The sequence below is a fragment of the Agrobacterium sp. DSM 25558 genome, assembly GCF_900100825.1.
Taxonomy (GTDB): Bacteria; Pseudomonadota; Alphaproteobacteria; order Rhizobiales; family Rhizobiaceae; genus Agrobacterium.
Genome location: NZ_FMUD01000004.1, coordinates 93,805 through 114,730, shown reverse-complemented (window position 1 = coordinate 114,730; position 20,926 = coordinate 93,805). Strand labels below are relative to the sequence as shown.

The 20,926-nt window shown below is 57.6% G+C and carries 17 protein-coding genes; 10 read left to right on the top strand and 7 right to left on the bottom strand.

All coding sequences use genetic code 11. The annotated features are described in order from the left end of the window. Positions 1-22 precede the first annotated feature (22 nt). Genes DSM25558_RS05450 through DSM25558_RS05430 form a run of 5 tightly spaced genes read left to right on the top strand, consistent with a single transcriptional unit; the run spans position 23 to position 5,724 of the window. On the top strand, positions 23-1,033 hold the full coding sequence (locus DSM25558_RS05450; protein ID WP_077102564.1) for an ABC transporter permease: 1,011 nt from the start codon (positions 23-25) through the stop codon (positions 1,031-1,033). 5 nt (positions 1,034-1,038) lie between these two features. Further along, the gene (locus tag DSM25558_RS05445) at positions 1,039-1,878 is read left to right on the top strand and encodes an ABC transporter permease (RefSeq protein WP_077102562.1); all 840 of its coding nucleotides are present in this window, start codon (positions 1,039-1,041) and stop codon (positions 1,876-1,878) included. A gap of 8 nt (positions 1,879-1,886) precedes the next feature. Next, entirely contained in the window at positions 1,887-3,272 is a 1,386-nt protein-coding gene (locus DSM25558_RS05440; RefSeq protein ID WP_083716324.1) for an ABC transporter substrate-binding protein, read from the top strand. A 17-nt stretch (positions 3,273-3,289) separates the two neighbouring features. Further along, positions 3,290-3,673, top strand: coding sequence for a VOC family protein (locus DSM25558_RS05435; RefSeq protein ID WP_077102560.1), 384 nt, complete (start codon positions 3,290-3,292; stop codon positions 3,671-3,673). After that, positions 3,670-5,724 (top strand): SUMF1/EgtB/PvdO family nonheme iron enzyme, encoded by a 2,055-nt coding sequence (locus DSM25558_RS05430; RefSeq protein WP_077102558.1) that lies wholly within the window; start codon positions 3,670-3,672, stop codon positions 5,722-5,724. The genes DSM25558_RS05435 and DSM25558_RS05430 overlap by 4 nt, the downstream gene beginning before the upstream one ends. A gap of 47 nt (positions 5,725-5,771) precedes the next feature. Here the strand turns inward: DSM25558_RS05430 and DSM25558_RS05425 are convergent, their stop codons facing one another. After that, positions 5,772-6,398: an outer membrane protein gene (locus tag DSM25558_RS05425; protein WP_077102556.1), complete on the bottom strand. Its 627-nt coding sequence runs from the start codon at positions 6,396-6,398 to the stop codon at positions 5,772-5,774. 390 nt (positions 6,399-6,788) lie between these two features. Between DSM25558_RS05425 and DSM25558_RS05420 the strand changes: the two genes are divergently transcribed. Together DSM25558_RS05420 and DSM25558_RS05415 are read left to right on the top strand one after the other, a co-directional pair. After that, positions 6,789-8,291 (top strand): ATPase domain-containing protein, encoded by a 1,503-nt coding sequence (locus DSM25558_RS05420; protein ID WP_077102554.1) that lies wholly within the window; start codon positions 6,789-6,791, stop codon positions 8,289-8,291. 10 nt (positions 8,292-8,301) lie between these two features. Then, a complete protein-coding gene (locus DSM25558_RS05415; protein ID WP_371479499.1) occupies positions 8,302-10,341 on the top strand; it encodes a PAS domain-containing protein in 2,040 nt (679 codons plus the stop codon). A 34-nt stretch (positions 10,342-10,375) separates the two neighbouring features. On the opposite strand, the gene DSM25558_RS05410 is transcribed toward DSM25558_RS05415, so the two are convergent. The 6 genes from DSM25558_RS05410 to kdpF are packed head-to-tail and all read right to left on the bottom strand — an operon-like array spanning position 10,376 to position 18,243. Next, positions 10,376-11,080 carry a response regulator gene (locus DSM25558_RS05410; protein ID WP_077102550.1) on the bottom strand — a complete coding sequence of 235 codons (705 nt, stop codon included), beginning with the start codon at positions 11,078-11,080 and terminating at the stop codon, positions 10,376-10,378. Next, on the bottom strand, positions 11,077-13,770 hold the full coding sequence (locus tag DSM25558_RS05405; RefSeq protein ID WP_077102548.1) for a sensor histidine kinase: 2,694 nt from the start codon (positions 13,768-13,770) through the stop codon (positions 11,077-11,079). The genes DSM25558_RS05410 and DSM25558_RS05405 overlap by 4 nt, the downstream gene beginning before the upstream one ends. A gap of 5 nt (positions 13,771-13,775) precedes the next feature. Beyond that, positions 13,776-14,345, bottom strand: a complete 570-nt coding sequence (gene kdpC, locus DSM25558_RS05400) for a potassium-transporting ATPase subunit KdpC (protein ID WP_077102546.1) — start codon at positions 14,343-14,345, stop codon at positions 13,776-13,778. Positions 14,346-14,347: 2 nt separating this feature from the next. Continuing rightward, entirely contained in the window at positions 14,348-16,384 is a 2,037-nt protein-coding gene (gene kdpB / locus DSM25558_RS05395; RefSeq protein ID WP_077102544.1) for a potassium-transporting ATPase subunit KdpB, read from the bottom strand. 12 nt (positions 16,385-16,396) lie between these two features. Beyond that, positions 16,397-18,106, bottom strand: coding sequence for a potassium-transporting ATPase subunit KdpA (gene kdpA, locus DSM25558_RS05390; RefSeq protein ID WP_077102543.1), 1,710 nt, complete (start codon positions 18,104-18,106; stop codon positions 16,397-16,399). Between the two features lie 17 nt (positions 18,107-18,123). After that, a complete protein-coding gene (gene kdpF / locus DSM25558_RS05385; protein ID WP_083716322.1) occupies positions 18,124-18,243 on the bottom strand; it encodes a K(+)-transporting ATPase subunit F in 120 nt (39 codons plus the stop codon). Between the two features lie 472 nt (positions 18,244-18,715). Here kdpF and DSM25558_RS05380 point away from each other — a divergent pair, with 472 nt between their 5' ends. From DSM25558_RS05380 to DSM25558_RS05370, 3 genes are read left to right on the top strand one after another with little or no spacing between them, the layout of a single operon-like run. Next, positions 18,716-19,384, top strand: a complete 669-nt coding sequence (locus DSM25558_RS05380) for an amino acid ABC transporter permease (protein ID WP_077102539.1) — start codon at positions 18,716-18,718, stop codon at positions 19,382-19,384. 10 nt (positions 19,385-19,394) lie between these two features. Beyond that, complete coding sequence (locus DSM25558_RS05375) at positions 19,395-20,045, top strand: amino acid ABC transporter permease (protein WP_077102537.1); 651 nt, start codon at positions 19,395-19,397, stop codon at positions 20,043-20,045. A gap of 38 nt (positions 20,046-20,083) precedes the next feature. Further along, a complete protein-coding gene (locus DSM25558_RS05370; protein ID WP_077102535.1) occupies positions 20,084-20,923 on the top strand; it encodes a transporter substrate-binding domain-containing protein in 840 nt (279 codons plus the stop codon). Positions 20,924-20,926 lie beyond the last annotated feature (3 nt).

The window sequence follows — 20,926 nt, the reverse complement described above, 5'->3', positions numbered from 1 at the left end:
CGATGTTATGAGTAGGCAGGGAATGGCGAGTTTTATTCTGCGACGGTTAATCGCCCTGATACCCGTCATGTGCATCGTGCTGGTCATCGTGTTTTCGCTGGTGCGGCTAATACCCGGAGACCCGGCTGTCACCCTGCTTGGCCCCGGTGCAACGCAGGACCAGATCGATGCCTTGCGGGCGCAACTGGATCTCGATCAGGCGTTTCCCGTTCAGTTCTTCAACCACGTCACCGGCCTGTTGCAGGGCGATTTCGGGATATCTTTGAAAACCGGACAGCCGGTTGCCCATGAGATACTCACACGCCTGCCTGCCACGATCGAGCTTTCTGTTTTGGCGGTCATCGTCGCCATCATCATCGGCATTCCCATTGGCGTTTTATCCGCCACCAGACCCAACTCCACCTTCGACCATATCACCCGCGTCGTTTCGCTGGTGGGGGTGTCCATGCCAGCCTTTCTGCTGGCGTTGATCCTGCAACTGATCTTCGGCACCTATCTCGGCTGGCTGCCGGTTTCGGGCCGCATGAGCTCCTTCATCATCGCCGAATCAGTGACAGGATTTGCCATTCTCGATGGCATCATCACCGGCAACTGGGCCGCCGCCTGGAGCGCCTTGCAGCACCTCATTCTGCCAACCGCTGTTCTGGCAGCGTTTCTCGGTGCCACGCTTGGCCGCTTCGTGCGCAATACCATGCTGGAGGTGATGGGCGAGGACTTCATCCGCACTGCCAAAGCCAAAGGTTTGCGAAGGGCCGATGTCATTCTAGGTCACGGATTGCGCAATTCGCTGCTGCCGGCCATCACCGTCATCGGTCTGAAATTCGCGGAAATGCTGGGCGGTGCGATCCTGACAGAAACAATTTTCGCATGGCCCGGCATTGGCCGTTACATGTTCGAGGCGATCAAGAACCGGGATTATCCCGTCATTCAGGGCACGACGCTGGTGTTTGCGCTGCTGTTCGTGTTCACCTCCATCGTGGTCGATGTTCTCTACGGCGTTCTGGACCCGCGCGTCCGCAAGAAAATGAAGTGAGCCGGATGTCAGAGCTTTTCACCTTTCTGCGCAAAAACACGCTCGCTCTTGCGGGGTGCATCATCCTGCTGTTGCTGGTCGCCGTCATCGTGTTCGGGCCGATGATTTCGCCCTATTCGCCAACCAAGCTGGATGTGCTGCACAAGCTGGCCGCACCGAGCTTTGAACACTGGCTTGGTACGGATGCCTTCGGGCGCGATATTTTTACGCGCATCATGTATGGCGGTCGGGCCACATTGGCCATCGGCGTCGGTGTCGTCGCCATCGCCTTTGCCGTCGGTGTCACAATCGGCATGCTGGCGGGTTTCCTCGGTGGCTGGTTCGATAGCATTGCCATGCGCATAGTCGATGCCATCCTTGCCTTCCCGGCGCTTGTGCTGGCCATCGCGCTGGCCGCGGCCTTCGGCCCCAGTCTTGAAAATGCGATGCTGGCTGTTGCCATCACGCTTGCCCCGCAATTTGCCCGTGTTGCCCGCAGCCAGGCGCTCAGCATTTCCGTCAAACCTTATGTGGAGGCTGCGGTTTCGCTTGGCCTGCCCACGCCGCGCATCCTCTTCCGCTACATTTTCGTCAACGGACTGGGGCCGCTGCTGGTGCAATCCACACTGGCGCTCGGCAGTGCCATCCTGCAAACGGCAAGCCTTGGGTTCCTGGGTCTTGGTGCCCAGCCGCCCATGGCGGAGTGGGGTGCCGATGTCTCGGCCAATCTTCAATATGTGCGCAGTGCCGCATGGGTGGCGCTTGCACCCGGCATGGCGATCCTGCTTGCCGTGCTCTCCTTCAACCTGATTGGTGATTCCCTTGCGGACTGGTTCAATCCGCGCCGCCGCAACGAACTCGACTGAGGTCAGCCATGTCCATTTTGACCCTTGCCCTCGAAAAAGTCGATTTCCTGCCGCCAACGCGGGTGACGGACGATACCAGCGTTCTGACGCTGAAAAATCTGGTGTTCGAACCGCTTTTGAAATGGAACGACGGGCACGTTCAGCCTGCCCTGTTCTCGACATGGACGCACAGCCCGGATGGCCGGGAATGGCGGTTCACCATTCGCGATCGTGCGACGTTTCACGATGGCAAACCGTGCACCGCATCCGATATCACCGACTTCATCGATGGCATCATGGACGCTGTCGATACGTTCGGCATGAAATGGTCCTATGCGCGCTATCTGGCCGATGCCGAAATTGTGCCGGATGGGGACACGGCTATTATCGTGCGCAATCCGCATCCGATTGCCGATATTCTCGACATATTTTCCGAATTCTACATCTGCCGTTTTGCAGCGGATGGAACGCCGGTTCTCGGCACAGGACCGTTTCGTGTTCTGAGTTTTGAACCCAAAGTCCGCACAGAGTTGGAGCGGGTATCCGGCAATGGTGAGCCGCAGCGCGTCATCGCCCTGTGCGAACCATCTGCGGACGCACGATACGCATTGCTGAAATCCGGCGATGTCGATGCCGCGCTCAATATGGAGCGTGTCGAGGACAAGCTGGTGTTCGATGCAGCCTTCCAGTGGGGCAAGGCCGTCAACACGCTGTCGGTCATGTATTATCTCAATTGCAGCAAGGGCATTTTCCGCTCTCCGCAGGTACGGCTGGCCGCCAATCATGCCGTCGATACTGCGGCGCTGTGCCGCGAGATATTCGCTGATCTGGCAGTTCCATCGGCCAGCATCGTCAGCCCGTTTCACCTGGGCATGGCAACGGCCGGGCTATCGCCCATCGCCTATGATCCAGACAAGGCACGCGCCCTGCTGGCCGACCTGGATGGAGACCGCAAGATAACCCTTCGAACGCCCACCTTCATGCCGGAGCGCGCGCCTGAGATTAGCGACTTCGTGGCCAAGGCGCTGGAAGCTGTCGGGTTTGAGGTGGAGATCGAGGTCGAAACCGACCGTCCCGAATATGCACGCCAGATCGGGCGCAAGGAGATGGGCGATATGGCGATTTTCGATTCGTCGCCGCACAGCACCTATCGTATTCTCAACGACAAGATTTCAAGCGTGACCAAAGCCGTGTGGTGGCAGGGCTATGATGATGCCGAAGCCGAGCGGCTGATTGCTGCGGCCAATGCGGCGGTCGAGCCGGACGCGCGGGAACAGGCTTATGCGGCCTGCCTCACCCATCTCAACGCCAATCCGCCCTGGCTCTATCTGTTGCACCCGGTCGATGTTTTCGCGGCGCGCAAGGATATTGCGGGGCTCTCGATCGATCACAAGGGTACGCTGACGATCGCCTGAACACGAGGATACACACGATGAAAAAAGACCACTCGATCACCTTCTTCTATTACGACGATATTCACGCCGTGGTGCCGTTTTATGAAAACGTGCTGGGCTTCGAACTGGTGCTGGATCAGGGGCTGGCGCGCATCTATCGCATTGCCGAAAACTGCTATTTCGGCATTGTCGATGGCAATCGCGGCCACTTGAAACATCAGGAAAAAAGCGCCGTGCTTTTGACCATCGTCTCGCAGGATGTGGAAGGCTGGCACAAGCGGATCAAAGAAGCAGGCGTCGCCGGTCAGTCGGAAATGCTGCGCGGTAATTTCTGCGAGCATTTCTTCTTTGAAGATCCAGCCGGTTATGCCATCGAAATCCAGAGATTTCACAATCCCGATGTGGCAAAGCTTTTTCCATGACCCATGACGATAGAGATACGGTGGACAGCCCGCTTTCGCAAGCGCGCGCATTCGCAACGGCACCGCTTTTTGCACTTCCTGACGGCTCCATCATCGATCTGGTGACCGGCTATATTCCGCTGCTTGTCAACTTCACCTTCGAGGACAAGGCCGCAAAGGGCCTGCGCAAGCTGACCGATCAGGCGGAGCCGGAACCAGCCGTCTATTTCACAGCGCTTGAAATGGTGCGCGACCATTCGGCTGTCATGCTGACGGGTGAAACCGGAAGCGGCAAGACTACATTTGCGCGGCATCTGGCGGTTTCGCTCATGCAAGGGACACCGTCACCTCGCCCCGTCGCGCGCAACGATCTCGGCGCAGTGCAGGATGAGGAGTGGACGCTGGAGGGCGTGCTGCCGCTTTATCTCACGGTCGGGCCTTCAAGCACGTTCAGTTCCTTGATTGAAGCCGCACTCCCGGATGGTGAACACGCACTGTCGCTGGACCCCGCTTATGCCGGCCACGGGATTTTGCTGATCCTCGACGGCATCGAGGCCGCCGGTGATGCCGGGCCGCAATGGCTGGCCGATGCGCTGGCATTCCAGAGCCGCCACCCGGACCTGAAACTGCTGGTCCTTGGAGAGGTTTCGGTCGTCAAGAGCTGGCCACTTCCGGCGGGTTATGTACGCTACGATCTGTTGCCCCTTCTGAAAAGCCAACGTCGGGAAACCGCCGCACGACTGGCTGGCCTCGATCTCGATGCGACGGGCGTGGCGCTTGGCCATGCCGCAGCCAATCCGGCACAGTTCGTCATGGCCATGCATGGGGAAGATGCCGGTGACAGCGCCGAGGCGATCACCGACCGCTGGCTTGCAAAGATTTCCGGGGATGCGCAGACGAGCGAACTGTTTTGCGGTCTGGCTTTCGATGCGCTGACGGCCGAGGTCGATGATCCAACCATCATGCCCATCACCCGCGTTCGCCAACTGCTGGCCGCCGTGCATCTCGCCTCCAAGCCGGTGGACGTGGCGGTTGCGCATTTTCGCAAGATGCCAGCTCTCTGGACACCGGTTATCACCAGTATTGCAGCACGTCTCTCCGGCACCGATGCCGCTAATGCCTTGATCGAAGCCCTGATAGAAGGCGAGGGCGACCAGGTTCTGAGGGGCGCTTTGCTGGCCGCCGATCTGGTGGCAGATACCGGACCCTTGCGCACCGCTATCGCCGGGCATCTGCTGGAGATCGTCAGCAAGGGACGGCTCGCCGCACCGGAGCGTGAAGTTGCAGGGCGCATTCTGTCCCGGTGGGGCGATCCCCGCACGCTCGATGTGTTGACAGATGTTGCGGGCGGACAATTCACCTTCGGATCCGATACGCATGTGAATTCCGCGCCACCGCATACCGTCACCGTGGATGCCTTTCGCATCGGCATGTACCCAGTCACGAATGGTGCCTATGGCGCGTTTGTTCGCGAGACCGGGCGGTTGTGGCGCAGCCCGGATGGCTTTGCCGAAAACCGGCGCAATGCACCTGCCACCGATCTGACCTGGCACGATACGCGCGCCTATTGCCAGTGGCTGACGGATCGCTGGCAGGCAGAGGGCCGTATCACGGCAGACGAATATGTCCGCCTGCCCACGGAGCCGGAATGGGAGCGGGCGGCGCGTGGTGACCAGCCGGATATGGGTGCGAATAGGATTGTGTACCCTTGGGGACAGGCGTGGATAGACGATGCCGCCAACTCCGAAGAATCAGGGTTTAACACCACCTCTGCCGTCGGCCTGTTTCCCAAGGGGCGTTCTCCCTACGGCTGCTACGATATGGTCGGTCAGGTCTGGGAATGGTGCACGACGCTTTGGGGGGACGACATGGCAACGCCCGATTTCCGATATCCCTATTCGGAAGATGGCCGCGAGGCGCTTGATGCGGCACCCTCCATTCGGCGCGTGCTGCGCGGCGGTTGTTTTTCGAGCGGCAAGCAAAAAGCCTGCTGCACCTATCGCGGCAGTCTGGAGCCCGATGGATTCTGGCGCGGCAACGGTTTCCGCATCGTGGTATCTGGACGAAAATAAGAAAACGATGGGCGGCGGACTATTCAATCCGCCGCCCTTCAATGATCTTAGAAGCGGTAGTTGACGCCGCCCTTGACGACATGATCGCTCAAATCCGTGTGGGATGCGACACCATTGGAAAAGGTGCGTACATCGTCCGTCGCAACGTAGTTGTATTCAACCTTCGCAGAGATTTGCGGCGTGAAGCGGTGTTCCGCACCGGCACCGAGCAGGTAGCCTTCTTTCATGCCATCCGGTCCGGTCACATTGGCACCGTCACGCAGGCTCGTCACGGTCAAACCGGCAGTACCGTAGACGAGCGTGTCGTCCAGCTTGACGCCGGCTCTGACCTTGGCGGCAGCGCGCCAGCGTTCACGCAGGTTGCCGTTTGGAACCTTCTGCTTGGCATCACCCAGATAGGTTCCTTCGACTTCACCGCCAACGACGGCTGACCCGAGATCGTAGTCATAGCCACCCTGGGCACCGAGGGCCAAACCCTTACCGCCTTTGAACGGATTGGCACTTGGCATGGCCGCACCGATGTGACCACCGACATATGCACCTGTCCACGAGGTGCTTGGTGCCTCATTGTAAGCGGGAGGAGCCTCGTAGTTCGCCATATCAGCTGCCAGCACGGGGGATGCCGCGATAGAAGCGAGGGCTGCGACTGCCATTGATTTCAGGGTCTTCGACATAAGTTAACTCCACACCTTATACACTCGAGGTGGCCGAGTGGGCCATTGAATTTCCAAAACGCATTTACGACTGCTCGTCTGATTGCGGTTTTGACTAAGAATGGCACAAAGATAAGACCCGTTCCGCAATTCCATTAGAATTTGACTAAAACTTTAACGTCATAGCTAACGAAGGGTTAACAAGATTTGGCGTGCGCGCGCTCTACGTTTTAAATCGACCGCAGGCATGCAGGATTACGCGCTCGTATTGCACGACGAACTTCCTGCCTTCCCCATGAACGATTGGAACTGAACCGCTACGACGAACATTTCGTAATCGATAATATAAAACCTATCGATCTTTATTGCGGATGATAAAGTCATTAATGACGACGGAAAACAGGAACGACCATGAGAGATATCAATAGTAAGGCAATGACGGGCGTCGAAGGACTGGATGATATTTTATCTGGAGGTCTATCTCGGCGTCACGTGTTTTTGCTTGAGGGATCTCCCGGTACCGGCAAAACAACTATTTCTCTCCAGTTTTTGATAGAGGGCGCGGTCAATGGCGAGCGGTGCCTGTATGTCAGCCTGTCGGAATCTGAATCGGAATTGCGCGACAGCGCTGCATCTCACAACATGACTTTGAATGACAATATCGAGATATTCGAGCTTGTACCGCCTGAAAGCCTGCTTGATGCTGACCAGCAACAGAGCCTTCTCTATTCTTCCGATCTTGAGCTCGGCGAGACGACGAAGCTGATCTTTAGCGCCTTCGAGAGGGTCAAGCCGGACCGCGTTGTGATAGACAGCCTGTCGGAAATTCGACTTCTGGCGCAGAGTTCCTTGCGATATCGTCGGCAGATACTGGCGTTGAAGCACTATTTCTCGAAATCTGGCGCGACCGTTCTGCTGCTCGATGACCTGACGGCTGATGTTCTGGACAAGACCGTTCACAGCGTCGTCCACGGGGTTATCCACCTAGAGGAATTGTCTCCCAATTACGGATCGGAGCGTCGCCGTGTCAGAATCCTGAAATATCGGGGGCAAGCCTACCGTGGTGGATATCATGATTTCGTCATCCGCACCGGTGGCGTGGCCGTGTTTCCACGTCTGAGGGCGATCGAGCACAAGACATCATTTAAACGCGATATGCTGAGCAGTGGTATTGACCGCCTTGACGGATTGCTCGGTGGAGGCGTCAGTCGCGGCTCGAGCACCCTATTGATCGGTCCTGCGGGGACGGGTAAATCCACCTTCGGTTTTCAATTCATTGTTGCTGCCATCAAGCGTGGGGAAAAAGCGGCGGTCTTCATTTTTGACGAAGAGCTCGGTCTGCTTTTCGAACGCATGAAGCAGATGGGCATCGATCTTCAGAAAATGCAGGATGAGGGTGCGTTGCACATCGAGCAAGTCGATGCGGCAGAGCTTTCACCGGGGGAGTTTGCCCAACGTGTCAGAGATCGGGTTACGACAGAAAACGTCAAAACGGTCCTGATCGATAGCATCAACGGCTATCAGGCCGCCATGCCGGAAGAAAACGCACTTATTCTCCACATGCACGAACTGCTGCAATTCTTGAACAGACAAGGTGCCAACACGTTTCTCACGGTTGCCCAGCATGGGCTCGTTGGGGATATGAAATCGCCGGTTGACGTCACCTATCTCGCAGACACCGTTATTTTGCTGCGTTATTTTGAGGCGGTCGGTCGCGTGAGAAGAGCCGTTTCCGTCATAAAGAAACGAACCGGCATGCATGAAGACACCATTCGCGAATATAAGATCAACCAAAATGGTCTGACCTTGGGAGAGCCGATTTCCGCATTTCAAGGTGTTTTGCGAGGCGTCCCCGTTCTGATGCCTGACAGTCTGCCTTCACCTGCCAATGAGGGGGGTCTCGAAAATTTTTGATCCCTGCCATTTGGCACTTGTCTATGCACCGACCGGTCGGGATGCGCAAATTGCAGCGTCGCTTCTCACGGAAGCCGGAATTCATTCCAAATCTGTCGAGACGATCTCAGGCATGGTGTCAGCGCTCGATGACGACGTTGCATTCGTGGTCGTCACGGAAGAGACCTTGCGCTCCACAGACTTGCGGCCTTTGTCGGACTGGATCGGTAACCAACCCGCTTGGTCGGATCTGCCGTTTATCGTTTTGACGCATCGCGGAGGCGGGCCTGAACGCAACCCGGCCGCGTTGCGATTGTCAGAAATTTTGGGGAACGTCAGCTTCGTGGAGCGCCCGTTCCATGCGACGACCTTCATCAGCGTTTCGCGAACCGCCTTCAGAAACCGGTTGCGCCAGTTCGACGCGAGATCCCAAATCGGGGCTCTTGCCGATAGCGAACTCTGGCTTCAGACGGCACTGAGCGCAGGCCGGCTGGGATCCTGGGAGCTCGATCTGGCCTCAAAGACATTGGTCTGCTCAGATACATGCAAGTCCATTTTCGGTTATCCTCCCGAAGCGCGGTTCGAATACGAGGATCTTCTCGAAAGCGTTCACCCGGATGATCGCGAACGTATGCGCGCCGCAGTCGCCGATACGATCGAGAACGGCAAAGAATACTCCATCGAATACCGGATCGTGTGGCCGGACAGGTCCGTACATTGGGCAGAAATCAAAGCTCAGCTTTATCGTGACCGACGCGGCGTGGCCATCAAGATGGTCGGTGTCTCGGCAGATATCACCGCGCGAAAGGAAGCAGCCGAAAAGCAACGGCTTGAAAATGAAACCTTGGAGCTGCGTGTCGCCGAACGGACTGCAGAGCTTCTTCAGGCCCATGAAAAGGTCATGGCAGAAGTCGAGCAACGGCAAAAGGCCGAAGAGCAGCTCCGCCAAGCTCTGAAGATGGAGGCCATTGGCCAACTCACGGGCGGCGTTGCCCACGATTTCAACAACCTGTTGATGGCCGTCATGGGCAATCTGGAGCTTTTGGCAAAACATGTGCCTTACGACGAGAAGGCTATGCGCCTGATAGATGGCGCGTTGAAAGGTGCCAAGAGAGGTGCTTCGCTGACCCAACGCCTTCTCGCCTTTGCCCGTAGACAGGATCTTCAAGTCAAGCCGGTGAATATGCTGAGGCTAATTGAAGACATGGATGATCTTCTCAGACGCTCCGCCGGTTCAAACATCGCGCTGAACCGCAGCTTGGGGACGGACCTGCCATTTGCATTGGGCGACGCAAATCAGATCGAGCTTGCCCTCCTCAACCTCGTGGTGAACGCACGTGACGCGATGCGCGAGGGTGGGACGATCAGCATTGGGCTTCGCGAAGACAAGCTTCAGCGCTCTACACCGGAATTGGCGGCAGGTGACTACGTCGTTCTGTCAGTGACAGATACGGGAACCGGTATGGATGCAGAAACACTGAAGAAAGCAATCGATCCATTCTTTTCCACGAAAGAACTGGGCAAGGGAACAGGTCTCGGCTTGTCGATGATCCATGGACTTGCTCTCCAGCTCAAGGGTGCCCTCGTCCTTCAAAGTACCTTGGGTAAAGGAACGACTGCTGAGCTCTGGATTCCCGTGAGTGACGATGAAGCCAATGACAAGCAGCAGGCCATGCCTGTTGAAACTCCTCAGACATCGTCCACGGACAGGCAGTTGAGAATTCTCATGGTCGATGATGACGCGCTGATCGCCATGAGTTCCGTCGATATGCTGGAGGACCTGGGGCACGAGGTCGTTGAGGCCAGTTCCGGCAAGCAGGCTCTTGAAATACTGGCAAACGCCGCACCGTTCGATCTGCTTGTGACAGATTTTTCGATGCCCGGAATGAACGGTGCCGAACTGTCGCGCAAAGCGCGCGAACTGGTTCCAAATCTACCTATTCTGATCGCGACCGGTTACGCCGACCTTCCAGATGGGATGGATCTTGAAATCAGCAGGCTGGGCAAACCCTACACCCAGGACCAGCTCGCAAGTGAAATATCCAAGGTGCTCGCCACTAATGTGGGATAAGGCGGCTTGCTTTGCGTATCATGTCCCACATGGGTTAATGATCTGAGCTTTCATCGCTGACCAGCCGATATCCTACACCCGGTTCGGTTTGGACTATTATCGGCTGAGAGGGATCACGTTCGATCTTCTGGCGGAGTTGGCCTATGAAGACGCGCAGATAATGCATGTCCTCTTCATGAGCCGGACCCCACACAGATGTCAAAAGCGTTCGATGGGTAACGACACGGCCAGCGTGGTGGGCAAGAAGCGTGAGCAGATCATATTCCTTCGGCGTCAGGCGAATGGATTTGCCACTGCGGGAAACGACGCGATGAACGATATCGATGATAAGGCCATCCGCGTTCACAAGTGACGGAACGTCTTTGTTGGCGTTTGCACGGTGGCGCATGGCCGTTCTGATACGTGCGGTCAGTTCGCCGATGTGGAAAGGCTTTTCGATATAGTCGTCCGCGCCAAGATCGAGGGCTGCGATTTTTTCCGCCTCCCGGTCACGCGCAGACAGGATTATGATGGGAATGGTAGACCAGCCGCGCAGACTGGCGATGACGTCCTTACCGTCCATATCCGGCAGGCCCAAGTCGAGGATTACGACGTCGGGCGCAGCCGTCGCCACGGCTTTCAGTGCATCAGCGCCGTTTTCGGCCTCGATGACATCATATCCCGCAGCGGCAAGTGCTGGCCGAAGAAAGCGCCGAATCTGGGGTTCGTCGTCAACGACAAGAATGCGGGCAAGTGTCATGATGTTCCTGAAATCTGGCCTTTTTCCTCTATCGGAAAACGCATGACAATACGAGTGCCTCTCTTTCTGACCGCGGGACTTTCGGCATAGATGCGCCCGCCCAGCGCTTCCACGAAGCCGCGGGCGATGGAAAGCCCAAGGCCGGTTCCGGGAGAGCGGCCATCGGATTTTGAACGCCGGTAAAATTTCTCGAAAATGCGGTCGAGATCGGCAGCGGGAATGCCCTTGCCCATATCGGTAACGGAGATCGCCACCTCTTTCCCATCTCTGCGGACGTAAATATTGACAGGCTCACCGCCCCCATATTTGGCAGCATTGTCGAGAAGATTGAACAGAACCTGTTCCAGTAAAACGCTGTCGCCCCGCATCAAGGGCAGGTCGGTTGCGATACCGGTTTCGAAGGTCTGGGCCGGAAAATATTTCCGTGCCCGTTCGGTTGCCGAGCGCACCACGTCAGCCAGATCCACCCAGTCACGCTTGGCTTTCAGCGTTCCTGTCGTAATCCTCGTCATATCCAAAAGGTTCGCCACGAAACGGCTGAGCCTTGCCCCCTCCTCCTCGATGGATTGCAAAAGATCGTCGCGGCTTTCCGGCGTCATACGCTCCCCCAGTTCGCGAAGACTGGTGACCGCGCCGGTGATCGTTGCAAGTGGCGTGCGCAGATCATGGGAGATGGAGGATAGCAGGGCATCCCGGTAACGTTCGCTTTCCAGCCGAAGGGACTGTTCGGCACTCTCGGAGGAGAGGCGTGCGCGGTCGATGGCCGTCGCCGTCTGGTCGATGATGGCGGAAAACATGCGCTCTGCGTTGGAATCCAGCGCCTCTTCGCCGACCTCGTAACCACACACGCCGACAACACCGTGTGGGCTGGTGAGCGGCCTGAACTGGAAACGGCAATTGGGCAACGTGCCGGTGCCGGCACCGGCTGGTTCCTTTTTCGTGTTGGCCCAGCGCGCTGCGGCGATCTCGGCAATGCCCAGTTCCGTATCCGGCGGCCACGCAGCCGCGGTCTCCAGCGTATCGCCATTGGGCCGAAGCAGTACGATGTTGCGATTGATGCCTGCATGCAGCTGCGTAACGGCGGCCCACAGGACTTCATCGACATCGGCAGTGCCGGACAATTTGCGGGCGAAATCATAAAGCGCCTGCATGGCGGCAGCACGAGAGCGCGCCGTTTTGGCCTGCTCACGAATGCGCGAGCCGAGGCTACCCGCGAGAACCGCTGCGACCACAAAGATAAAGAGCGCAAAAACCTCGTGCGGCGAGGCAATGGTGAAGGTGTAGAGCGGCGGAATGAAGAAGAAATTATAGGAGAGCGCAGATAGCAGCGCGGCCATCAAGGCGGCTGCGAAACCGGCATAGGTGGCGGCACCGAGCACAGCGATGAGAAACAGAAGCGAAATATTCGGCAGATAAACGATGCGGTCGATCAGCGCGCCGATCAATGCGGCTGGCAGCACACATAAAAATGCGATGCCAAAGGGCTTTGCAAGTGTCGGGAGGCGCGGCCAGACCGGTTTTGGCTTGGCACGATGCGACGTCTTTTCATCGGCGGTGACGAGGTGAAGGCCAATGCCGCTCGTTTCGCGGGTCAGCGCATCGGCAAGGCTTGTGCGCAGCGGGTTTCGCCACCATTGACGGCAATGGGATCCGATGACGATTTGTGTGGCGTGTTCGCGCTTGGCGAGTTTCATGATTTCGGTCACGAAATCGCTGCCGGTGACGCGCCGCGTTTCGGCACCCAGCTTTTCCGCCAGCCGGAACGTATCGTCTATGCGCCGCAAATCTTCGTCGTTCATGGTTTCCCGATCAGAATGGGAAATATTAACGACCAGCCAAGGCGCGTTGAGGCCCGAGGCAAGGCGGCTGGCAACGCGAACGACTTTTTCGGACAGATCATCGGCACCGATGCAGACGAGAAGCCTCTCCCCCGTCGCCCATGGCCCTTCGATGGCGTTCTGGCGCAGATAATCGATCATCTGATCGTCCACCCGGTCCGCCGTGCGCCGCAGCGCCAGTTCTCTGAGCGCTGTCAGATTTCCAAGCCGAAAGAAACGATCGGCGGCGCGTCTTGCGCTTGCGGGCAGATAGACCTTGCCGTCCTGCAGGCGGGTGATCAGCTCTGCGGGCGGCAAGTCCACAAGCAGGACTTCATCGGCCCTTTTCAGCACCGTATCGGGAATTCTCTCGCGCACATTGACGCCGGTGATTTGGGCAACGAGATCCGACAGGCTTTCCAGATGCTGAATATTGAGCGCCGTCCATACGTCGATACCGGCATCGATGAGCTCGTCAATATCCTGATAGCGCTTGGGGTGCCGGAAGCCTTCCGGGTTGGAATGCGCCAGTTCGTCCACGATGATGATGCGAGGCTTTCGGGCCAGCGCGCCATCGAGATCGAATTCCTGCAATTCCTTGCCGTGGTAGGAGACCGACAGGCGAGGTAATATTTCCAGCCCTTCCAGAAGGGCCGAGGTTTCGCTACGGCCATGGGTCTCTGCCAGCCCGACGACGATCTCCGTTCCGTCGGCACGCAATCGCTGAGCGCGGTTCAGCATCGCATAGGTTTTGCCGACACCGGGTGCTGCGCCCAGAAAAATCTTCAACTTGCCCCGGCGATCTTTATCCGCCAGGGCAAGCAATGCGTCAGGGTCGGGACGGTTCGTCTCGTAGGGCTCGGTTGTCGGCATCCGTATCAGCTCTTGTGCGCATCCAGCGCAAGGTTAAGCTCTAGCACATTCACGCGCGGTTCGCCGACAATTCCAAACACCCTGTCTTGCGTATGGCTTTGAACCAGCGCACGAATTTGCTCCGGTGGCAGCTGCCGCGCAAGTGCCACCCGCGCAACCTGCGCTTCGGCAAATTCCGGGGTGACATGGGGGTCGAGCCCTGAACCTGATGTGGTTACGGCATCGGCTGGAACTGCGCCGGTGATTCCAACAGCATTTAACCGTCCGATGTCACCTTCGACGCGGTCGCGCAGCTTGGCCGATGTCGTGCCCAGATTGGAACCTGACGAGGCGGAGGCGTTGTAAGGGTCCGGCGATGTTGCGGATGGACGAGGCCAGAAATAGCGTTCCGATGTGAAATTCTGGCCGATCAGCGAGGAGCCGATGATGGTTTCGCCTCGCTTGACCAGGGTGCCATTGGCCTGGTCCGGCATGACGGCCTGGGCGATGCCGGTGACGGCGAGCGGATAGGCAACGCCGGTTACGAGTGTCAAAAGGACGAGAAAGACAAATGCGGGTCTGAGAAGTTTGAACATGATTACACCAGATGCAGGGCCGAAACGGCGAGGTCGACGATCTTGATTCCGGCAAATGGCAGCAGCAGCCCGCCAAGGCCGTAAATCAGGAGATTTCTACGCAGAAGCGACGCAGCGCTTGTTGGCCGGTAAGCAATGCCCTTCAACGCAAGCGGGATGAGCGCGATGATGATGAGCGCGTTGAAGATGACGGCAGACAGAATGGCCGATTGCGGCGTGGACAGGCCCATGATGTTGAAGGCAGCCAGTGCCGGATAGGTCGTGACGAACAAAGCCGGGATGATCGCGAAATATTTGGCGACATCGTTGGCGATGGAAAACGTCGTCAGCGAGCCGCGGGTCATCAGAAGCTGCTTGCCGATTTCAACGATCTCGATCAGCTTGGTCGGGCTGGAGTCGAGATCGACCATATTGGCGGCTTCGCGTGCCGCCTGCGTGCCGCTTTGCATGGCCACGCCGACATCGGCTTGAGCGAGCGCCGGCGCATCATTGGTGCCATCGCCGCACATGGCGATCAACCGCCCGCCTTGCTGTTCGCGGCGGATATAAGCCAGCTTGTCTTCCGGCGTTGCCTCGGCCAGGAAGTCATCGACACCGGCCTCCGAGGCGATTGCAGCGGCAGTGACCGGGTTATCGCCTGTTACCATGACGGTGCGGATGCCCATGGCACGCAGGGCCGCAAAGCGTTCCTTGATGTCGGGTTTGACGACGTCCTTGAGGTGAATGACGCCAAGCAGGCGATTGCCGTCTGCAACACCAAGCGGCGTACCGCCTGACCTTGCAACACTGTCCACGGCCTGCATGAATTCGGCCGGGGCTTCCTTGTCGGAGATGCCGGTGAATTTCAGCACGGCATCGATTGCGCCTTTGCGCAGGCGATGGGTGCCCATGTCGATGCCCGACAGGCGCGTCTGTGCGCTGAACGCAATGGTTTGATCGGCAACGGCCTTCGGTGTTGCCAAGCCGAACTCACCCGTTGCCAGCGCCGCGATAGAGCGGCCTTCCGGCGTCTCATCGGAGAGGCTAGCAAGGAGTGCAGCTTCTGCCAATTGCTGCGGTGTGACGCCCGGTGCCGGAATGAAATCGGATGCCATACGGTTACCGAAAGTTATAGTGCCGGTCTTGTCCAACAGCAGGGTGTCGACATCGCCCGCCGCTTCGACCGCACGACCGGACGTGGCAATGACATTGAAGCGAACGAGCCGATCCATACCGGCAATACCGATAGCCGAGAGCAGACCGCCGATTGTCGTTGGAATGAGGGTTACGAGCAAAGCTGCCAAGACGGTGACCGTGAGAACCGTTCCCGAATAGCCCGCAAGGCCCCAGATCGTCACGACCACGATGAGGAACACCAACGTCAGGCCAGATAGCAGGATGGACAGGGCGATCTCATTGGGCGTCTTCTGGCGTTCTGCACCTTCGATCAGCGCGATCATGCGGTCCACGAAGCTTGCGCCCTGTGGCGTGGTGATACGGATTTTGAGCTGGTCGGACAGAACCTGCGTGCCGCCGGTCACGGCTGAGCGGTCGCCGCCGGATTCGCGGATGACAGGAGCGGATTCGCCGGTGATAGCACTTTCGTTGACGGAAGCGACACCCTCGATCACCTCACCATCGCCGGGGATAAGCTCCCCGGCATCTACGATGACGACGTCCCCCACCTTTAGGGCAGTGGCGGGAACCGCCTCCTCCTGACCATTAGCAACAATGCGTCGGGCAGTGAGATCAGACCGTCCGCGCTTCAGACTTTCCGCCTGCGCGCGGCCTCTGCCTTCAGCGACGGCTTCGGCAAAGGTGGCGAAGAGAACCGTAAACCACAGCCAAGCGGCAATCTGGCCGGAGAAGACTGCCGTGCCATTGCCGGTGACGAGATCGCGCAGAAACAGGATCGAGACCATCGCAGCCACCACCTCGGTCACGAAGATGACCGGCGTGCGCATGAGCTGTCTTGGGTCCATCTTTACGAAAGCCTGCCGTGCGGCGGGCCCGATGATGGAGAGATCGAAAAGACCAGGTTTTGCTGGCTTTTGTGACATGAATTTTGTCCTTTAGAACGTCTGGCCGGCAAGCATCGCGAAATGTTCGACGATGGGGCCAAGGGCCAGAGCCGGGAAATATTGCAACCCGCCAAGAATGATGATGATGCCGATCAGCAGACCAACGAACAGCGGCCCATCCGTCGGGAATGTTCCATTGGAGGCGGGAACGCGGACCTTTGCAGCCAGCGAACCGGCAATGGCCATGACCGGGATGACGTAAGCGAAACGACCAAGCAGCATGGCAAGCCCAAGCGTCGTATTGTACCAGGTCGTGTTGCCGGAGAGGCCGCCGAAGGCCGAGCCATTGTTGCCGGCAGAAGACGTATAGGCATAGAGAATTTCCGAAAGCCCATGCGGACCTGCTGTACCGATGCTGGCAACTGCCGCCGGCAGGACTGCCGAGATTGCCGAGAAGCCGAGAATGGCGACGGGCAGGATCAGAACCGCCAGCATGGCGCATTTCATCTCGCGACCTTCGATCTTCTTGCCCAGAAATTCCGGCGTGCGACCGACCATCAATCCAGCGACGAAGACGGACAGAAGCGAAAAGACCAGCATGCCATAAAGACCGGAGCCGACACCGCCGGGCAGAATTTCACCCAGCTGGATGAGGAACATCGGCACCAGACCACCAAGCCCGGTGAAGGAACCGAGCATGCCATTGACGCCACCATTGGAAACGCCCGTGGTCACCGCTGCATAAAGCGCCGTCATGGCCTGTCCGAAGCGAACTTCCTTGCCTTCCATATTGCCCTGCACGGCATCGACGCCGAGCGCGGTCAAAATGGTGTTTCCGGATGATTCCGCCCAATAGATCGTCAAGACGCCTGCGATCAGCAGAAATGCCATGGCGGAGAGCAAAACCCAGCCCTGCCGACGATTGCCGACCATCTGGCCAAAGCAGTAAACCAGCGCGGCGGAGACGGCCAACATGGCGTAGATATTAAGGTAGTTGGCAAAGGCAGTCGGATTTTCAAAGGGATGGGCGGCATTGGCATTGAAGAAGCCACCGCCATTGGTGCCGAGCTGCTTGATGGCTTCCTGGCTGGCAACCGGTCCTAGCGAAATAACCTGCTGTGCGCCTTCCAGCGTGGTTGCCGTGACACTGCCGTCCAAAGTTTGTGGAACGCCGGTCCAGACGAAAACGAGTGCGACGATGATCGCAAGCGGCAGCAGGACGTAGAGCGTCGCACGGGTCATGTCGACCCAGAAATTGCCAAGCGTGGTGGCCTGCGAGCGAGCGAAGGCGCGGGTGAATGCCACGGCAAGCGCTATGCCCACCGCACCGGACAGAAAGTTCTGTACCGATAAGCCGACCATCTGGCTGAAATTGCTCATGGTCGCTTCACCGGCATAGTTCTGCCAGTTGGTGTTGGTGACAAAGCTGACGGCGGTGTTGAACGCCAGATCCGGCGGCACATTTGCAAAGCCCTTCGGATTGAGCGGCAGATAGGCTTGCAGCCGCAGCATGGCATAGAGAAAGAGGAAACTGGCGAGCGAGAAGGCAAGCATGGAAAGCGTATAGGCAAGCCAGCTCTGTTCCTTATTGGGACCTGTGCCTGCTGCCAGATATATCCCCTTCTCAACCGGGCTCAGCAATGGGGAGAGGAAGGTGCGCTCACCTGCAAAAACCTTTGCCATGTAAAGACCGAGAGGTTTGGCGGTGACGAGCACGGCAAGGAAAAGGAGGCTGATTTGCAGCCACCCGAGAATGGTCATGGGAATTCTCCAGACAATTAGAAGCGTTCGGGACGCAGCAGCGTCACGACGAGGTAGACGACAAGGGCAGCGGCAACGGCCAGCGCAAATAGAGGCTCGATCACATCACCCTCACAGCCTGTTGAGGGCGCGTGCATAGATCGCAAAAGCGATCAGCACCGCACTTCCGAGAAGAACGAAAAAAAGGTCGGACATTGGTTTCTCCGGTTGGTTCAGGAGAACACCCTAGGCTTGGACCGGGTCAGGGTTCGATTGGGAAGATGGGCGAGGCACATAAGGAAAACATAAAGACAGCCGCGTGCGAGCTATCCGCCTAGACAAGCCTGACCTTACGCAGAAAGCCAACGCGCTACGGAAGTCGACGTGTGAAGCACCTTAAATGTTGTTTATCACATTCAAAACAATGGCTTAAATCATTACTCGGAAACCGCTCAATTGCGGCGCTTGACAGGTATGAACTAACTGGTACAAACATTGTCAGATTGAGGGAGCGCGGGAGGCGCTGACTTCAGATCATTCTTCAGTGGTTTACGGACACATTCCGCCCCTCTGAGGAAGACAGGCATGGCGCAAGGAAACAAGAGTTTCTGGCGCTGGAGGGGAGGATGGATGTCATATACGCTTGATTTTTCGGCAGTTTACGATCGCCTGCCCGAACTGTTTTTTGCCTGCCTGGCGACAATTGGTCTGGCGCTGGCCGGCATGTTTCTGGCAACAATCATCGGTGTTCTGGGTGTCGTCGCCCGTGGTTCACGCTTTAAGCCTCTCCGCGCGCTGGTCATCGGATTTGTAGAACTCATCCGCAACACGCCGTTTCTGGTGCAGATCTTTTTCATTTTCTTCGCACTTCCTCAGCTTGGTCTGCGGCTCAACCCAACGACGACGGCGATTGTTGCTCTGGCGCTGAATGGCGGTGCCTATGCGATCGAAATCATTCGCGGTGGTGTGGATGCAGTTCCCAAGGGCCAGGTCGAGGCCGGACTTGCGCTGGGGCTGCGCCGGGCGCAAATCTTCCGCCACATCATTCTGCGTCCTGCCTTGCGCGCCGTGTATCCTTCACTGACCAGCCAGTTCATCATGCTGACGCTGACGACCTCCGTCTGCACGTCGATTGCAGCCTATGAGTTGACCTCCGTCGCTCAACGGATCGAGGCAGAGACATTCCGGTCGTTCGAGGTCTACTTCTCCATCACGCTGCTTTACCTCGTCATTTCCTCGCTGATGATGGGCGTTTTCGCTCTCATTTCCCGCCTGTCTTTCAGCTATCCGGTCAAGTGAGGAGAAAACGATGACACCTATCGGTACCAACGAATTGTTCTTCCTCATGCAGGGCCTGAAATGGACCCTGGCCCTGACACTCATCGGCTTCATCGGCGGCGGTATCTTCGGGCTTTGTGTGGCTCTTGCCAGAACCGTGGAGAACCCCATCGGTCGACGCATCACCGCAGGCTACATCGCTGTGTTTCAAGGTACACCGCTCCTGATGCAGCTTTTCGTCGTTTATTACGGCGTGGCGCTGGTCGGCCTGGATATCGATGCCTGGATCGCCGTCGCCATCGCATTTACGCTGCATGCCAGCGCATTTCTGGGTGAAATTTGGCGCGGTGGCATTCAGGCCGTGTCGAAGGGCCAGACCGAGGCTGCAAAGGCGCTTGGGCTCCACTACGTGTCGCGGATGAAAGACGTCGTTCTGCCGCAGGCCTTCAAGATTTCTCTGCCCGCCACCATTGGCTTTCTCGTTCAGCTCATCAAGGGCACGTCGCTGGCTGCCATCGTCGGCTTCGTGGAATTGTCGCGCGCCGGGCAGATCGTCTCCAACCAAACATTCAAGCCGCTGACGGTCTTTGCCATTGTCGGGCTCATCTATTTTCTCATCTGCTGGCCACTTTCATTATGGGGTGCCGGCGTCGAGAAGCGGTTACAGACCGCGTCTCGTTGATCCAAATCCATCATCAGCTTTGTAAGGAGGAGCAAAAGATGAAATCCAAGAGCATGAAACTGAACCGCCGTATGCTGCTAGCACTTGCCGCAGTAACGGTTTCCCTGCCCTTTGTTGCGCCGGTCGATGCATTCGCCGGGACTGTCGAAGAAGCAAAAGCCAAAGGCAAAGTCGTCATCGGCATTCAGGGTGATAACTCGCCATGGGGCTTCGTGAACTCCAGCGGCGTGCAGGATGGTCTCGACGCCGACATCGGCAAGGCGTTTGCAGACTATCTCGGCGTCAAGGCCGAGTTCGTACCGCTGGCCGTTGCAAACCGCATTCCAGCGCTGATGACCGGCAAGGTCGATGTTCTCTTCGCCACTATGGGCATGACAGCGGAGCGCGCAAAGACAATTCAATACTCGCAGCCCTATGCTGGTAACGTTCTGTCTGTCTACGGACCCAAGGACAAGAAAATCGCCGGTTACGATGATCTGACAGGCGTTTCCGTTGGCGTTCCCAAGTCGAGCGCCATGGACACGTCCATCACCGCCGGTGCCGGCACCAAAGCCAACATCCTGCGTTTTGACGACGATGCCGCCAATATCCAGGCTCTGATCTCGGGTCAGGTCGAAGTCGTCGGTGGCAACCAGTTTTATGGGGACCGCCTGAATGCCGCAGCGGCTGGCAAGTACGAACCGAAGTTCGATCTGACGACGCTCTACAATGGCGCAGGCACTCGTCCAGGCGAAAAGGACTGGAATGAAACGATCAATTCCTTCCTCGTAAAGATCAAGGCCGACGGCGAACTGGCAAAGATCTATACGAAATGGATGAAGCGCGACGTTCCTCCTTTCCCTGAATCCCTGCCCGATATCCCGTTCACCGCAAAGTAATCT

Excerpts from the sequence above, each read along its gene's own strand:
- DSM25558_RS05450 (WP_077102564.1), top strand. The coding sequence starts at position 23 with ATGGCGAGTTTTATTCTGCGACGGTTAATCGCCCTGATACCCGTCATG.
- DSM25558_RS05445 (WP_077102562.1), top strand. The coding sequence starts at position 1,039 with ATGTCAGAGCTTTTCACCTTTCTGCGCAAAAACACGCTCGCTCTTGCG.
- DSM25558_RS05440 (WP_083716324.1), top strand. The coding sequence starts at position 1,887 with ATGTCCATTTTGACCCTTGCCCTCGAAAAAGTCGATTTCCTGCCGCCA.
- DSM25558_RS05435 (WP_077102560.1), top strand. The coding sequence starts at position 3,290 with ATGAAAAAAGACCACTCGATCACCTTCTTCTATTACGACGATATTCAC.
- DSM25558_RS05430 (WP_077102558.1), top strand. The coding sequence starts at position 3,670 with ATGACCCATGACGATAGAGATACGGTGGACAGCCCGCTTTCGCAAGCG.
- DSM25558_RS05425 (WP_077102556.1), bottom strand. The coding sequence starts at position 6,398 with ATGTCGAAGACCCTGAAATCAATGGCAGTCGCAGCCCTCGCTTCTATC.
- DSM25558_RS05420 (WP_077102554.1), top strand. The coding sequence starts at position 6,789 with ATGAGAGATATCAATAGTAAGGCAATGACGGGCGTCGAAGGACTGGAT.
- DSM25558_RS05410 (WP_077102550.1), bottom strand. The coding sequence starts at position 11,080 with ATGACACTTGCCCGCATTCTTGTCGTTGACGACGAACCCCAGATTCGG.
- DSM25558_RS05405 (WP_077102548.1), bottom strand. The coding sequence starts at position 13,770 with ATGCCGACAACCGAGCCCTACGAGACGAACCGTCCCGACCCTGACGCA.
- kdpC (WP_077102546.1), bottom strand. The coding sequence starts at position 14,345 with ATGTTCAAACTTCTCAGACCCGCATTTGTCTTTCTCGTCCTTTTGACA.
- kdpB (WP_077102544.1), bottom strand. The coding sequence starts at position 16,384 with ATGTCACAAAAGCCAGCAAAACCTGGTCTTTTCGATCTCTCCATCATC.
- kdpA (WP_077102543.1), bottom strand. The coding sequence starts at position 18,106 with ATGACCATTCTCGGGTGGCTGCAAATCAGCCTCCTTTTCCTTGCCGTG.
- kdpF (WP_083716322.1), bottom strand. The coding sequence starts at position 18,243 with ATGCACGCGCCCTCAACAGGCTGTGAGGGTGATGTGATCGAGCCTCTA.
- DSM25558_RS05380 (WP_077102539.1), top strand. The coding sequence starts at position 18,716 with ATGTCATATACGCTTGATTTTTCGGCAGTTTACGATCGCCTGCCCGAA.
- DSM25558_RS05375 (WP_077102537.1), top strand. The coding sequence starts at position 19,395 with ATGACACCTATCGGTACCAACGAATTGTTCTTCCTCATGCAGGGCCTG.
- DSM25558_RS05370 (WP_077102535.1), top strand. The coding sequence starts at position 20,084 with ATGAAATCCAAGAGCATGAAACTGAACCGCCGTATGCTGCTAGCACTT.